At 49.8% G+C, this 13,400-nt stretch carries 12 protein-coding genes; 3 read left to right on the forward strand and 9 right to left on the reverse strand.

What is annotated here, in order from left to right; all coding sequences use genetic code 11:
* Positions 1 to 59: 59 nt before the first annotated feature.
* From DXT99_RS24135 to sdaAA, 9 genes are all read right to left on the reverse strand, one after another.
* Positions 60 to 2,483: a DUF5686 and carboxypeptidase-like regulatory domain-containing protein gene (locus DXT99_RS24135; protein WP_115568160.1), complete on the reverse strand. Its 2,424-nt coding sequence runs from the start codon at positions 2,481 to 2,483 to the stop codon at positions 60 to 62.
* A 77-nt stretch (positions 2,484 to 2,560) separates the two neighbouring features.
* Positions 2,561 to 3,415, reverse strand: a complete 855-nt coding sequence (locus DXT99_RS24140) for a phosphatase PAP2 family protein (protein ID WP_115568161.1) — start codon at positions 3,413 to 3,415, stop codon at positions 2,561 to 2,563.
* A 133-nt stretch (positions 3,416 to 3,548) separates the two neighbouring features.
* On the reverse strand, positions 3,549 to 4,757 hold the full coding sequence (locus DXT99_RS24145; RefSeq protein WP_115568162.1) for an NADH-quinone oxidoreductase subunit D: 1,209 nt from the start codon (positions 4,755 to 4,757) through the stop codon (positions 3,549 to 3,551).
* Positions 4,758 to 4,895: 138 nt separating this feature from the next.
* Positions 4,896 to 5,492 carry an NADH-quinone oxidoreductase subunit C gene (locus DXT99_RS24150; protein WP_115568163.1) on the reverse strand — a complete coding sequence of 199 codons (597 nt, stop codon included), beginning with the start codon at positions 5,490 to 5,492 and terminating at the stop codon, positions 4,896 to 4,898.
* Positions 5,493 to 5,557: 65 nt separating this feature from the next.
* The gene (gene nuoB / locus DXT99_RS24155) at positions 5,558 to 6,070 is read right to left on the reverse strand and encodes an NADH-quinone oxidoreductase subunit NuoB (protein WP_115568164.1); all 513 of its coding nucleotides are present in this window, start codon (positions 6,068 to 6,070) and stop codon (positions 5,558 to 5,560) included.
* A gap of 78 nt (positions 6,071 to 6,148) precedes the next feature.
* Complete coding sequence (locus tag DXT99_RS24160) at positions 6,149 to 6,667, reverse strand: NADH-quinone oxidoreductase subunit A (protein ID WP_115568165.1); 519 nt, start codon at positions 6,665 to 6,667, stop codon at positions 6,149 to 6,151.
* Positions 6,668 to 7,040: 373 nt separating this feature from the next.
* The gene (locus DXT99_RS24165; RefSeq protein ID WP_115568166.1) at positions 7,041 to 8,216 is read right to left on the reverse strand and encodes a DUF4407 domain-containing protein; all 1,176 of its coding nucleotides are present in this window, start codon (positions 8,214 to 8,216) and stop codon (positions 7,041 to 7,043) included.
* 146 nt (positions 8,217 to 8,362) lie between these two features.
* Complete coding sequence (locus tag DXT99_RS24170; protein ID WP_147294298.1) at positions 8,363 to 9,097, reverse strand: hypothetical protein; 735 nt, start codon at positions 9,095 to 9,097, stop codon at positions 8,363 to 8,365.
* 287 nt (positions 9,098 to 9,384) lie between these two features.
* Complete coding sequence (gene sdaAA, locus DXT99_RS24175; RefSeq protein ID WP_115568168.1) at positions 9,385 to 10,290, reverse strand: L-serine ammonia-lyase, iron-sulfur-dependent, subunit alpha; 906 nt, start codon at positions 10,288 to 10,290, stop codon at positions 9,385 to 9,387.
* Between the two features lie 188 nt (positions 10,291 to 10,478).
* On the opposite strand from sdaAA, the gene DXT99_RS24180 reads away from it, so the two are divergent.
* From DXT99_RS24180 to DXT99_RS24190, 3 genes are all read left to right on the forward strand, one after another.
* Positions 10,479 to 11,627, forward strand: a complete 1,149-nt coding sequence (locus DXT99_RS24180; RefSeq protein ID WP_115568169.1) for an App1 family protein — start codon at positions 10,479 to 10,481, stop codon at positions 11,625 to 11,627.
* Between the two features lie 216 nt (positions 11,628 to 11,843).
* Positions 11,844 to 12,125, forward strand: a complete 282-nt coding sequence (locus DXT99_RS24185) for an acylphosphatase (RefSeq protein ID WP_115568177.1) — start codon at positions 11,844 to 11,846, stop codon at positions 12,123 to 12,125.
* Positions 12,126 to 12,201: 76 nt separating this feature from the next.
* Positions 12,202 to 13,200, forward strand: a complete 999-nt coding sequence (locus tag DXT99_RS24190) for a hypothetical protein (RefSeq protein ID WP_115568170.1) — start codon at positions 12,202 to 12,204, stop codon at positions 13,198 to 13,200.
* Positions 13,201 to 13,400 lie beyond the last annotated feature (200 nt).

Here is a 13,400-nt window from a genome sequence, read left to right on the forward strand (position 1 = left end):
AGATGAGGGATAAAAGCTTCTGCCAAACCTACAAGGCAAGTAATCACCAGTCAGACAACTTAAAAAGCGACTGTTAAAGTCATCTTGATTTTCAGGTTATTTTTCGGAGCATCAGAAGAGTAGGGGCCATAGCGGTACAGAGCCCCGACACCGACACCTGCGAAAGGGGAGCTGATAATATTGGCCAGCAGTAGCCCTGATTCAAAAAAGCCCTTTTCCATGGTTTGATATGCTTCCTGTGGGATTACATCCTGTAGCGGCTGCTTCAGGTCACCAAACCCGATATTGGAGACAACAATTAAGTCTGGCTGAAAGAAACGGGTACGCAGGAGGCGCTTACCAAAGTTCTGTGAGAAGAAGAGGGCGGCATAGCGGTCGGAGAAGAATTCATACGGCCACATCGTCTCAAAACCTTCGCCCGCATACATATAATATTCCCGGTTGTAGCTGCCATAGCCGTTGTAAAGATTAACAAACGGAGCATTACCGTCTACCAGCCCTCCGGCCAAGGTAAAATTGCTTTCGCCAAAAGTGCGGTGGCGGAAGGTGGCCTCTGCCCGCACATCATATTTGTTATAGCCGTAATTACCGTTCAGCAAACCATCTATGCCACGGGTATACTGCAGCCACAGCACCGGGTACTCGTTCGCCATGGGCATCAACTGGTTGAACTGCTGCATAAACTTTTCGCCATACGCATACCGGAAGCTTAACACGGCCTCTGTCAGATTGTAAGCGGGCTGCGGCGCATCAGCGGCAGTATAGCCGAAAGTAGTCCGGCGTTGTTCCTGCCGGAGCATTGCCTGCGCCTGCAGGTAACGGAGCAGCCTCCCGGACAGTGCCAGGCTTTTATGGGTGGTATAGTCAAGTACAGGCAGTAAAGCGGGACGCACATCGCCCAGGAGGCTGCGCTGCTGAAAAGGCAAGCGCCTGCCGCCTGGCTCCAGCACATCCTCGAAAAATGTGGCTTTTAGCTGCAGCGTTGATGGCTGGTGCAGTACCACAGCGGCATCCGCACCATATTTTGCTTTCTTGTCCCTGAAACCATACCCGTAGTAGCCTCCTATACTAAAACGCTCAGAAAACGATGCGTTTGTATGAGCTCCTATACCTAAGCGCAGCCCTTCGAAAGCACTTATGCGCAGCAGGCGGTTCAGGTCCACGCTAACAGGGCCAATGGGGATCTGCTGGGCCATTAGATATTCCGTAATACGAACGGTGCGGTCCAGGTTTTTAGCTTTGCCCACACTGTCGAGGCGCTGGTAAGTGCGTTGCTCCAGGGCACTGAGCGAGTCGGGGCGATAGCCCTGGTAGAAATCATCGGGCTGCAGGTGCGCATCTGCCTTCTGCTGCAGGGCAACAACGCCAAAGTCAGACTTGCGCAGGTTTGGGTTCAGGTTAATGTTAGTGATGTAAGTGCGGAGGTGCCCGTATGGCTGGTGGCCCATAAACTTGAACTGTTGCACACTTAACTCCACATCCAGCTCTGTCGGGAACCACTGTTGCTGCGGCCCTACCTGCTCGTACTGCTGCTGCAGCTTTATGCCGCTCTTGTCGTCACCGGCAGTAGTTTGCGCCAGCACATGCTGTACTGCCCAGCCATCACTGTTGATGTACAGCAGCCCCTGCAGTCCGTCAAAGTTCTTTCCCTGCTGTGGTTTAAAGGAAATAATGAACACCGTATCCTGCCCTACCATGTTTGTTTCCTGCAAAACGAAATCATACTTCCGTATACTGCCTGTGCTCAGGGGGCTGAGATAGCGTTTCCCGAAGAACACGGGCATGTCATCATACACAGAAAATTCACGCGATTCGGCTGCTACCACACCAAAGCTCGGCTGCTGCAGGCCTGATACCCGCGTGGCCAGTATGGTCTCTTTTGTGAAGTTCGGCTGTAGAAAAGCGTAATCCGTCACGCTCTCCAGGAGAAACAGGTGCTGCTGATCCAGCAAATTCCGCATTCTCAGGTAAGCGGAGTCCTGTGGCGAGAGTTGCAGCGTGTCGCTTAAATCCAACTCGCGGGCATCGGTGGCTGTCAGCACAAACTTATTATAGGTGCGGTAGGTGTAGGCCTGCAGGTTTTCGGGGCGGTGCCGGTCACGGTTCTGGTGGGCCAGCCGGATAATGCGGTGCGCTGGGTTTTCACCGGTTCCGAGCACTACAACTTCCTGCAACTGTGCTGCTGATGGCTGCAGGAACACATCTATTCTTTGAGAAGAATCAGGATAAATAACCTGCGGGGCATAACCCACATAGCTGAAACGGAGCCGCGTAATCGGGCGGTTGTGCCGCAAGCGATATTCTCCGTCCAGGTTCGTAGTGGTGCCCGTCTCTCCGCCATTGGCTGCTATACTCACGAACGGAAGCGCCTCTCCGGTTATGGCATCATGTACCACTCCCTGCACCTCACGCACCTGTGCATAGGAAGCCGCACTAATAAAAGTCAAAATACAGAGCAGCAGGAGAAAGCGTGATAGTGGCATTTGGTAAAGATAAAAGAAAAGGCGCCTTGTCCTGCTACAGAAAAAGCGCCCCGGCCTGTAAATCAGATTATTATTTATCAAAACTGCATATGGAATCCTACACCTGGGCTACCGTTTGGTAACATCACTGGTACCACAGCAGTATTCAACCCGCCTCCTTCAGTTAACTTGGCATGTATCCAGTATACCGTATTCACAGAAAGTATACCTACTCCGGCTCCGGCCAGCACATCCGACATCCAGTGGGCATTGTTGAGCACCCGCAGCACGCCTGTTCCGCCCGCAATACCATAACTTACCACGCTTACCCAGGGGCTCTTATGGCGAAACTCCTTATCCATAAAAGTGGCTATGGTAAAGGCATAGGCGGTGTGGCCAGACGGAAAGGCATGTGACTTTCCGTTCGGGCGGTCTATGTCGGTTAGTCCTTTTGTTGGCCATACAATGGCCGAGGTAAGTGCCCCGGCAGAAAGTAATAACAATGTCTGCCGGCTTAGTTCGTGCCGGTTCTGCGAAGAGATAAGATTGAATCCATACAGTCCTGCCAGTGGCGCCAGCATCAGAAAATCATCGGCGTTGGTGGCAAACTCAGGAAATACCCTGGTCCTGTAGTCAAAAATATCCTGGCTGTTTATAATGCCCCTGCCCCCAGTGGTGTAGACACCCACACCGATAAGCACCGCAGCCGGAATAACAGCCCTCTTAAAGAAGCGACTATTATCACCCTCCAGGCGCTGCGACTTTGTAAATGGCTCTTTCTGCCCGGGAAGTACTGTGTCTGGCGGTATATACGCATCATCCGATATCACCTTAAGCGTATCGGTTCGGGTAGCCTTTTGGGGCTGTGGCTGCACTTGTGCCACAGCTGCAGCAGGACCAAACAACACACTTACCCAAAGTAGGTGTATTGTTAGAAGTTTGTTCAATCTCATATAAATGCAGTAGGCGTGAGTCTTTTCCGTTTTTGATGTTACGGAATTATTACGTAAAATTTAACGCGTGCTACTGCCAGGGGTTTTATACAGGACGTACATTTTGTTATACTATCTGCTTATACTAATGCCTTTACCTGTCCAGCTCGCCCAGCACAATGTCTACGGAACCGACAATAGCAATGAGATCGGCCACCATGCAGCCTTTAGCAATTTCATGCAGCACCGACAGGTTAGAGAAGCAGGGAGAGCGGCCTTTGCAGCGGAAAGGCATATCGCTGCGGTCTGTTGTCCGGAAGAAATATCCTAATTCGCCACGCGGCGTCTCTGCCCTGAAATACAGTTCCTGCGTGCCGGTGGTGCGGAGCTTTTTCGGACAGCCTGCCTGTGGGTCAAAGTCTGGAGTGCGTTTGTGGTCGCCCTGCAGGCGGTCGAGGCACTGCTGTATAATTTTTACTGACTCCCGGCACTCCAGCGCCCGCACATAGTTACGGTCCCAGCAATCGCCCACGCTGCCTACCAGGCCGGTGCCGGTTGGCACCTCAAACTCCAGTTCCGGGTATACACTGTAACCGTCTACGCGGCGCAGGTCATATTTCAGGCCGGAGCCACGCAGCATGGGGCCGGAGCAGCCGTAATTAATGGCTACATCCATCGGAAGTATGCCTACATTAGCGGTGCGGTCGATAAATATCTTGTTCTCCAGCAGCACTGTGTCTATCTCGTCCAACTTCGGCTGCAGATAGTCGATGAACTCCTGGCAGCGCTTTTCAAAACCGATGGGCAAATCATAGTACAGGCCGCCTACCCAGATATAATTGTACAGCATGCGTGCGCCAGATACCCACTCCAGCAGGCGCTGGATGTGCTCGCGGTCGCGCAGCATCCATAGGAAAGGCGTAAAAGCGCCAATGTCGATGCCGTAGGTGCCGATAGCCACAAAGTGCGAGGCAATACGGTTTAGTTCCGCTACCAATACCCGGATATATTCCACCCGCTTCGGTATCTGATCTGTGATGCCCAGCAATTTCTCCACGCCCATGCACCACACGTGCTCTGAGTTCATAGCCGCCAGATAATCCATGCGGTCTACGTATGGGATGGTTTGATTGTAGGCCATGTGCTCGGCATGCTTCTCGAAGCAGCGGTGCAGGTAACCTATATGGGGTGCCACGTCCGTCACAATTTCCCCGTCCGTTACCACCTCGAGGCGCAGTACGCCGTGCGTACTCGGGTGCTGCGGACCCATGTTCACAATCATTTCGCCGTCTTTCAGGTTGTCCAGGCTGAACTTGTTCGGCTCTGACTGCAGCAGGTAGTTTTTATAGAGAGTGGATGACAAAAGCGTTAGAAAGTTAAAGGGTTAGAAAGTTAGAGAGTTAAACTGTCGCATTTAGGAAAATAGATGTACAACGGCCAGTTCATCATATCCGTATCGGTGAAATCTCTTCATCTTCAAATTTCCAAATTTTCAAATCTACTACTCCGGCTTCTCGCGCTTATCTGAGAAAGGTGTGGGCTGCCCTACCAGCTGCTGCGGTTCCCCTTTGAATCCATTCAGCTCGTTGTGCTGGTCGAAAGGCACTTTAATGCCGTGGTAGTACTCCTGCAGTTCATAGTCTCTGCGGAGAGGGTGGCCTTCCCAGTCGGCAGCGCACAGAATACGGCGCATGTCCGGGTGGTCTTTAAAGTAGATGCCTACCATGTCGAACACCTCCCGCTCGTGCCAGTCGGCGGTGCGCCAGATGTGGCTGACGGTAGGCACCTGCGGTATCGGTTGGTCCTGCGTATTGTTTCGCGGTACCTGCACCTTCAGCATCAGGTGGTGGTCGTAAGGGATGGAGTACAGGTTATAGGCTACCTCCATGGTGCCTGCCTCCGGACCGTTGTCGATGCCGGTCACGCAGGAGAGGAAATCGAAGTACGTTAGCTCGTGGTCGTGCAAGGCAAGGCACACTTCTGATAGGCGCTCTGTTTGCAGCACGAGGTAGGACTGCAGGTTATCTGTCTTTTCGGCTACCACTACCTCCGCACCAAATGCATCAACTATAAAATCTCTTAACTCCTCGAAAGACACGGCTTCTTGAATTATGAATGATGAATTGCTTCTGGTGCTTTGTCTCCATCAGCTACCAATTGCCCCTACTGCGCGCGCTTTGCCATAATCTGCTGCACGGCTCTTGGGGCACGGATGCTTTCTTTCCGAATGATTTCCTGCAGCTGCAGGAAGCCGCCTATCAAAGCCTCTGGCCTTGGCGGGCAACCGGGCACATACACATCCACAGGAATAATACGATCCACGCCCTTCACCACATGGTAGCCGTGCTCCCAGTAAGGGCCACCGCAGTTAGAGCAGGAACCCATTGAGATAACGTAGCGCGGCTCCGGCATCTGCTCGTAAAGGCGGCGTATGCGGTCAGCCATTTTAAAGGTAACGGTACCTGCCACAATCATGACATCAGATTGGCGCGGTGAGGCGCGCGGAATAATGCCGAAACGGTCCATGTCGTAGCCGGATGCATAGGCACCCATCATTTCAATGGCACAACAGGCCAATCCAAAACCCATCGGGAACAGCGAGGTCAGCCGGGCCCAGTTCAACAGGTCGTCTAACTTTGTGATGACTATTCCGCCTTCTCCAGTCTTTGCTTCCATATTGGGTGATATTATATATGATGAATGGGGAAGTATTTAATGCCCCATTCTTTCTATTCAAACATTAAACTAAAGTTGCTATGCCCTGGGTTCCGTAGTTTCTGGTTCTGCTTTACCTGGGCCGTACTGCCGTTCGTTTACGCGCTGATACATGTCCACCGGTATTTTAGAACGGCTTTTCGGGACCACTGGCTCCGGCTTAATCCAGTCTAAATGCCCTTTGGCCCAGGCGTAGGCGAGGCCCAGCACCAGAATACCAATAAAGATGAACATTTCGATCAGGGCAAACCATCCCCAAACGCCATCGGTAGCCTCAATCAGCTCCCGGCGGCCAAACACCGTTGCCCACGGGAACAGAAAAGCCAGCTCAACATCAAAAATGATAAAAATAAGCGCCACCACATAGAACCGTGGGTTAAACTGTATCCAGGCATTGCCAATCGGTTCCTCGCCACTCTCATAGGTAGAAAGCTTCTCTGTGTTGGGCCGGTCCGGACGAATCACTTTGCTCGTAAACAGGCCAATCATCACAAAAATAGCAGCCCCTATCAGGAAGAGCAGGATTGTTCCGAAATCAGATGCATAGGTTTCTGCCATAGCTTACAGCTGTTTATGCAAATTTACAACAAAAAGCCGGGATTGTTTACCTGTAGCAGTTTTGGGTGCCGGGCAGGAGAGAGCACTGTGGTGTATTGTGCTGTTCCGGACATCTTTGTCCAGAACTAAACCTGAAGCGGATTTCCTAATCCGCGTGCCGGACAGCGTAGTACACGGGGATTAGAAAATCCCCGACAGTTAGCTTCCGGACCAGGAAGTCTGGAAGAGCATTTGAGCACTACTTCATCCTGTCAATCTATAAATCCTGAAAATCCTAATTCTGACAAATAGGTTGGAAACCCTCTTTTCTAACACAAAACCGCCTGAACCAGTAAAGGTCCAGGCGGTTTGAATCTATCTACAAACTACTTAATTACCAATTATAATACCCGTTCTCTTCGCCGTCGTTCAGGAGCTCTGCAGCAGTGTCCGGGCTGCGATGGATGTCTTTGAGTTTGCGTTCTTTCCAGACTGCAGCAGACTCCCGCACTACCTCCAGGTGGGCATCAGACTTCAGGCGCTCTTCCTCCCGCTTGGCATCCACTTCATAATCGGTACGGGCCGCGAACTTCGCGTTGGCCACCGTTTTACGGGTATCGTACTGCTGCTGGCGTTCGGCTACGCGCTGCATCTCCTGCGTCGTACGCTCGTGCTCAATACCTTTCAGAATATCATCATAAGGACCTTTGCTGGAGATAAGCTTCGTGAATATAGGTGCTGTCTCTAAGCATATAAACAGTAGCGTGATGAAGAAAACGGGTAGCCAGGGCAGTTCGTCAAGTGCGTTGATGCGGGCCATCAGACCATCGTAGTTCGAAAAGCTTTCCTGCCCCTCAGCCACCGTCTCGTCATAGTTCTGCATGAGTTCGTTAATGCGCTGCTCCCGCTGCAGGATGCGTTCATTTGCATTCGCCTGCAACAGTTTGAGTTCCTCGTCTACCTTATCGTACTGCCGTTTCTTTTCTTCAAAAATAGGGCCTTTGCCTACCTTGCCTGTTCCGCCTGTGCCATCAGCTTCAGCGGCAAGGGCATCGTAGAGCCTGTTGCGCTCCTGCACCTTCGCATCTACTTCCTGACGTATGCCGGCTATTTCTGTTTTGATGGAATCTACCTCCACATACTGCTGCCCCACCAGTTGTTTATGGGCAATGGCCAGTTCTGCCTGCTTCTCCTTCAGCACTGCCTGAATCTCTTTATCAAAAATCTTCAGTTCCAGCGGCTTTGAGATAACCACCGCCAGCACCAGGGCCAGGAAGATGCGCGGCATTACCTGCAGCAGCTCTTTCCAGAATTTGCCCTCTTTGCGCAACGTGGAAACAATAAAGCGATCGAGGTTGAAGATAACAGCACCCCACAGCAAGCCAAAGGCAATGGCCATCAGAGCATCGTCGAAGACGGTGTAGAGAGCGTATCCGCCTGAAATACTGGCTAAAAGGCCCGTAAACAGCACAGTAGCGCCAATACCGGCATATTTTATATGCTCTGATTTAGAGCATTTATCAAGTATGGTATCGTCGGCACCGGCACACCACCAAAAGAATCTTTTCATGTATAAACGATCAGCTGAACAAGAGAAAAAGGCTTCCAAAGAAGCTATAAACAGTAAACGTATAAAAGCTTACGGTTTATATTTCAAATTGGGTTTAATTAGTTAAAAATCAAACCGCTACCTTTTCCCCCTCAACGGGACTGCTTTCAATTAAATTCGAAATTCTCTACCGATTCATTTAGCTTTTCATAGAGCAGCAGAGAAGCCATGCCGCTGGCCAAAACCATACGCGTATCAGGGTTTAGCTGCGAACTCACCCAAACTTTTCCGTTGTTGATAACCTGCACTGCACCGACCACATTTTCTCCCTCTTTAAATTCGTAGCCAATAACATCCGACATGGGCAGCCCTTTGCCCTCGAACTTATATACAGGCGCAATGGTGTAAGTAGTCTTGCGGTTAGACAGTTCGCCCCTGAACTTTTTGCGTTCCAGGTAATTGCCCGGGTCTACTGTGAGCAGGTGCCATTGGCCGCTTTCCGGGGAGGTAAAATGGCTGGCGTAGTACTCCATGTTCGGGCCTACATCTATGGTCACACCAGTGTTCGATCGCAGTGACTTGTCTTTGAGCCTGCTGGCCCCGAATACGTACCACTCGCTGCCCATGCCATCCTGCAAACTGAACTCGTACTGCTGCCTGGCGCTGATGTTGTTATAGCTGAAAATGGAGAAACCCCCCATATTCCTCCAGCCGCGGTGTACGTTAGCCACCGTATAGTTGCCTATCTGGAAATTGCCATTCGGCTTCAGGAACTTTCGGCCTTCTATAGGCAGTTCTTCCGCGCTTTGCTGAAGATCAGGGGATACCGCCATGTGCGGCACCGTGCAGTTTGTAAAAGCCAGCATACAAGCCAGCGACGAGGTTACAAGACAGCTTTTCATAGTTTTAGGAGTTGATGCTTAGCAGATTATAAATTATTAGGTTCTCAAATATAGGCTTATCATATATGACGCCAATTTAAAGCTCCAGCCGTAACTATTCCAGATAACAAACCTCCTCTACCCGGTCAATACATGGTGTGTCTTCTACATTAGAAGACCCTCTCCACCTACCGGTGGTTGCCCGGCCTCCTTGATATTTTTTACCAGCAGATATTCCAGAAAACAAAAAAGGCAGCAAGCCTTCGCTTCCTACCTTTCTGTGCTCTCTTCAAACAAAAAGTTTAACGCTACTCTGCGTCCTCGTCCGGCAGGATATCCACGTCCTGCACCAGCACCAGCTTCTCAATTTCACGCGCTCTAGGTGTATTCGCCAGGCCGCCTTCCGCAGTTTCCTTGTACTTGCGCTCCATGCTTTCGCCTACCTCGCCAAGGGCTGCCACGCACTGGTCTACCGGAATGACGGCGTTAACACCGGCAAGCGCCATTTGCGACGAGGAAAAGGCAATGGCTGCTGCACTGGCGTTGCGCACAATGCAGGGCACCTCTACCAGCCCCGCCACCGGGTCGCAGACAAGGCCCAGCATGCATTGTATGGTGATGGCCACAGCCGTAAACACTTGCTCCACGTTGCCGCCCAGGCAATATACAATAGCACCTGCGGCCATGGCTGCCGCACTGCCTGTTTCGGCCTGGCAACCACCCACAGCACCGGCCAGCGACGCATTTTGCTCAATAATCAGCGCAATGCCTGCGCCTACAAGCAAGCCTTCGTGTATGCTTCTATCCTCCAGTCCATGCAGCTCCTGCAAGGTGGTAAGCGTGCCCGGTAAGATGCCCGATGCGCCTGCTGTGGGAGCCGCTACCACACGGCCCATGCAGGAGTTCACCTCTTTGGCGCCCAGTGCACGTGAAATCAGCATCTGAAATTCCGGTGACAGCACCGTTATCGGCGCCTTCGCCACCTTCTTCGCGCTGTTGTTCACCATGCCTGAGCGGGACTGCATGTTTTCTGTAAGACCGGTTTGCACCGCATCCTTCATCACCTCATACGCTTTGGCAATGTTCTCCCAGATGTATTCTTCTGAGCGGCCTTTCTGCTCTATTTCGTATTCCAGCACCGGCTGGTACAGCGGTTCTCCGGTTTCGGCACAATGCTTTTCCCAGCTCTTGAAATCGTTAAATAATAATGACATAGTTTTCTTTCTCCTATAAATCCCGGCTAAGAACGCCAGGGCGGCCAATATAATCACATTTACTGTATGCAGCTATACACGCCTCTTACATAACAAATTTGCCTCCGGTAAACGTTCTACTCCATCCTTTTTGCTTCTATCTAACTCCTTTGGCTGTAGCTCGTTCAAGCACATTACATTACAGCTTTATGGCAGACGTAACACATAAAATAAAGAATAACCTTCTAACGGCCCTTCAGCAGGTGGAGCATAATCTATCTATGGCAAAGTATAAAGCAAAAGAAAAGCTGCATTTACTGGACCCGGTTAACATTATGCCTTACTATGGTTTTGGTAACGATAAATATGTGTATGTAAAGGGAAGAGTGCTTGAAAATGAAAAGCTAAAAAAATCGAAAGACGAAGACAGCACGCTGACGCACCTTGTAAACACCTACAAACGCTATGAATCAGATGAAATACCGGGTATAAAGCTAACAGCAACCTTCGCCGGCCAGAAGATAGAGCTGGAGACTGACCCGGAAGGTTTCTTTGAAGCGGAATTCAGAACAGACGCACCTTTTGATTACAGCAGCACCGGTTATAAAATAAAGCTGACTTTACAGGAGCAGAAAACAGCGGAAGACAGGACAGAAGCAGAAGCACATGTGTTTGTTCCGGGCGAGGATGCAGCGTTCGGTATCATTTCCGACATTGATGATACGGTGCTGGTATCTAAAATCGCTCATTTTCTGGAGCGGCTTAAGCTGATGCTGACAAAGAACGCGACTGAGCGCAGCCCTTTCTCAGGTATAGCCGGCTTTCTGAGAGCGCTGTGCAAGGGCAGCGACAACAGTAGGCAGAACCCGCTCTTCTTTGTGTCGGGCAGTGAATGGAACCTGTATGACCTGCTGATCAGCTTTTTCCGCTCTCACAATATCCCGGAAGGGCCACTGTTTCTAAGGGACAAAGGCATCCGCCTGAATGAAGGCTACCTCGAGACCAGCGGACAAGAGTATAAGCGCGATCGGATCCGCCACATCCTCGACACATACCCCTCGCTCAGGTTTATCTGCATCGGCGACAGCGGGCAGCATGACCCCGAGGTTTATCAGCAAATAACACAGGATTATCCGGGTCGCATTCTGGGCATCTATATCCGGGACGTGTCGCCGAACAAGCGTGATAAGGAAGTGCGAGCGATAGCGGAGCAGGTGAAAGAGCAGGGAGTAGAAATGGAGTTAGTGGAGGAAACATTTTCAGCTGCAAAACATGCAGTTAAAATGGGATGGATCAATGAAACCCAGTTGGAAGATGTGAGGCAGGCGTGTGAAGAAGATGAGCAGCAGGAGAGCTAAACGGCGCGTCCTGTAGGTTTGAAGCTATTTACCTGTAGAACCGCCAGTCCGCTGGCACGTTCTATTGCTATGACGGATTATAGGCAAGTAGCCGAAATGCTGTCGGCAATGGATTTGCCCGGCACTGCAGAACATGCCATCATTAAGCAGAGGCGGGCTTTCTACAGGTACAACAAAATACGGATAACAAGAATACAACCAGCAAATCATTTATTTATGAGTAATAGAAAGCATATCTCCATACAAGTATATGGCAAAGTACATGGTGTGTTCTTCAGGGCCAGCACCAAAGAGAAAGCACAGGAGCTTGGCATAACCGGTTTTGTACAGAACGAGGAGGACGGCACCGTCTATATAGAGGCCGAAGGAGACCCTGCCGCTCTAAAACAACTAGAGCAGTGGGCGCATGAAGGGCCTCGCAGAGCACAGGTAGAGAGGGTAGAGGTGAAGGAAATGGAAAGTCTGGCGGGGTTTAAAGAGTTTAAGGTGAAACGGTAGGAGGAGATAAGTTCAGGAGATGTTAACAACATATAAAATTTGTCCTATATTAGCAAAACAGATATCTCCGTCCCTAATGAGTACAAGGATACTACACTGTTCATCAGCTATAGAGAACTACAATATTTGTATTGAACAAAAAGTCGCTGGATTCCAGAACAGAGGACCGCAACCTGGCGACCTAGTATATTTAGCAGCCAAAGTGGGCAAAAAGACACTATGTGGCGCTCGTTTTAAGCTTGATAAGCTAACGGATTTAAAGCCTTGGCCTGATGGAGAAAAGTATGTACATTCTTTGAAGGTGAAAGAAGTAGAATATTGCCAACCGTTTGACATTTCTATTTTATCACAGACGGGAGGAAAATTTTGGAGCCTAAAGTACATACAGGCATCAAAGCCAATTTCAGATAAACCTGCTTGCGATTTACTAGATCAAGAATTTAGCCTCAAAAAAACAGATCATTTTATTCCTTTCAATATTGATTCCGATGGCGACAACGACACTGCAAATTTTGTAGTTGAGGATGAGATTACAGAATTAGCAGTTAAAAAGCCCTTAACACGTGATTCAATTAAGGTTCAGGCGCTGCTTGCTGAAATTGGTGATCGTATGGGTTACAAAATTTGGCTCCCAAAGAACGATAGGAGCAGGGTATTAGAAGTTTGGCAGACAAAAGTGAACTCTGTTCTACAGGATTTACCACTCAATTATGATAGCGACACCTTGAACACCATCGAAAATATTGATGTGCTTTGGATAAAAGGCCGCTCTATTGTACGTGCCTTTGAGGTAGAACACACTACTTCTATTTATTCAGGTATACTAAGAATGGCAGACCTAATGGCCTTGCAGCCGAATCTTAATATAAAGGCACACATTGTTGCCCCAATAGAGAGAAAGGAAAAGGTAATGAATGAACTGTCAAGACCAGTATTTAAACATGTACTGGCGCCTTCATGCTCTTTTATCTCCTACGACTCTATTGAGGGATTATCTAAAGAGAAGATGCTAGAATATATGACTGACGCCGTGTTAGAGGCTTTTTCTGAGTCTGTAAAGGACTCTGCTATATAATATATCCTTAGCCGTTGTTGGTTTTTTCCCAACAATTATCCTTCAGTGGTATTTTAATTCGGCAGTATAGCGCTTGCTGGTGAAAACACCATAGCCGTCAGGCTAAGGATAAAGTATATCATTTGGTGATGGTTTTAGTAGCCCGTTCTTGTCTCTTCTTTTTTCTTTCCTGCCTATCCTGATTACCCTTCTGAGCACTT

It is taken from the genome of Pontibacter diazotrophicus (assembly GCF_003367245.1).
Lineage (GTDB): Bacteria > Bacteroidota > Bacteroidia > Cytophagales > Hymenobacteraceae > Pontibacter > Pontibacter diazotrophicus.

What these genes read in the sequence shown, in the direction of transcription:
- DXT99_RS24140 (WP_115568161.1), bottom strand. Translation starts at nt 3,415, where the DNA reads ATGAGATTGAACAAACTTCTAACAATACACCTACTTTGGGTAAGTGTG.
- DXT99_RS24160 (WP_115568165.1), bottom strand. Translation starts at nt 6,667, where the DNA reads ATGGCAGAAACCTATGCATCTGATTTCGGAACAATCCTGCTCTTCCTG.
- DXT99_RS24170 (WP_147294298.1), bottom strand. Translation starts at nt 9,097, where the DNA reads ATGAAAAGCTGTCTTGTAACCTCGTCGCTGGCTTGTATGCTGGCTTTT.
- DXT99_RS24190 (WP_115568170.1), top strand. Translation starts at nt 12,202, where the DNA reads ATGAGTACAAGGATACTACACTGTTCATCAGCTATAGAGAACTACAAT.
- nuoB (WP_115568164.1), bottom strand. Translation starts at nt 6,070, where the DNA reads ATGGAAGCAAAGACTGGAGAAGGCGGAATAGTCATCACAAAGTTAGAC.
- sdaAA (WP_115568168.1), bottom strand. Translation starts at nt 10,290, where the DNA reads ATGTCATTATTATTTAACGATTTCAAGAGCTGGGAAAAGCATTGTGCC.
- DXT99_RS24135 (WP_115568160.1), bottom strand. Translation starts at nt 2,483, where the DNA reads ATGCCACTATCACGCTTTCTCCTGCTGCTCTGTATTTTGACTTTTATT.
- DXT99_RS24165 (WP_115568166.1), bottom strand. Translation starts at nt 8,216, where the DNA reads ATGAAAAGATTCTTTTGGTGGTGTGCCGGTGCCGACGATACCATACTT.
- DXT99_RS24185 (WP_115568177.1), top strand. Translation starts at nt 11,844, where the DNA reads ATGAGTAATAGAAAGCATATCTCCATACAAGTATATGGCAAAGTACAT.
- DXT99_RS24180 (WP_115568169.1), top strand. Translation starts at nt 10,479, where the DNA reads ATGGCAGACGTAACACATAAAATAAAGAATAACCTTCTAACGGCCCTT.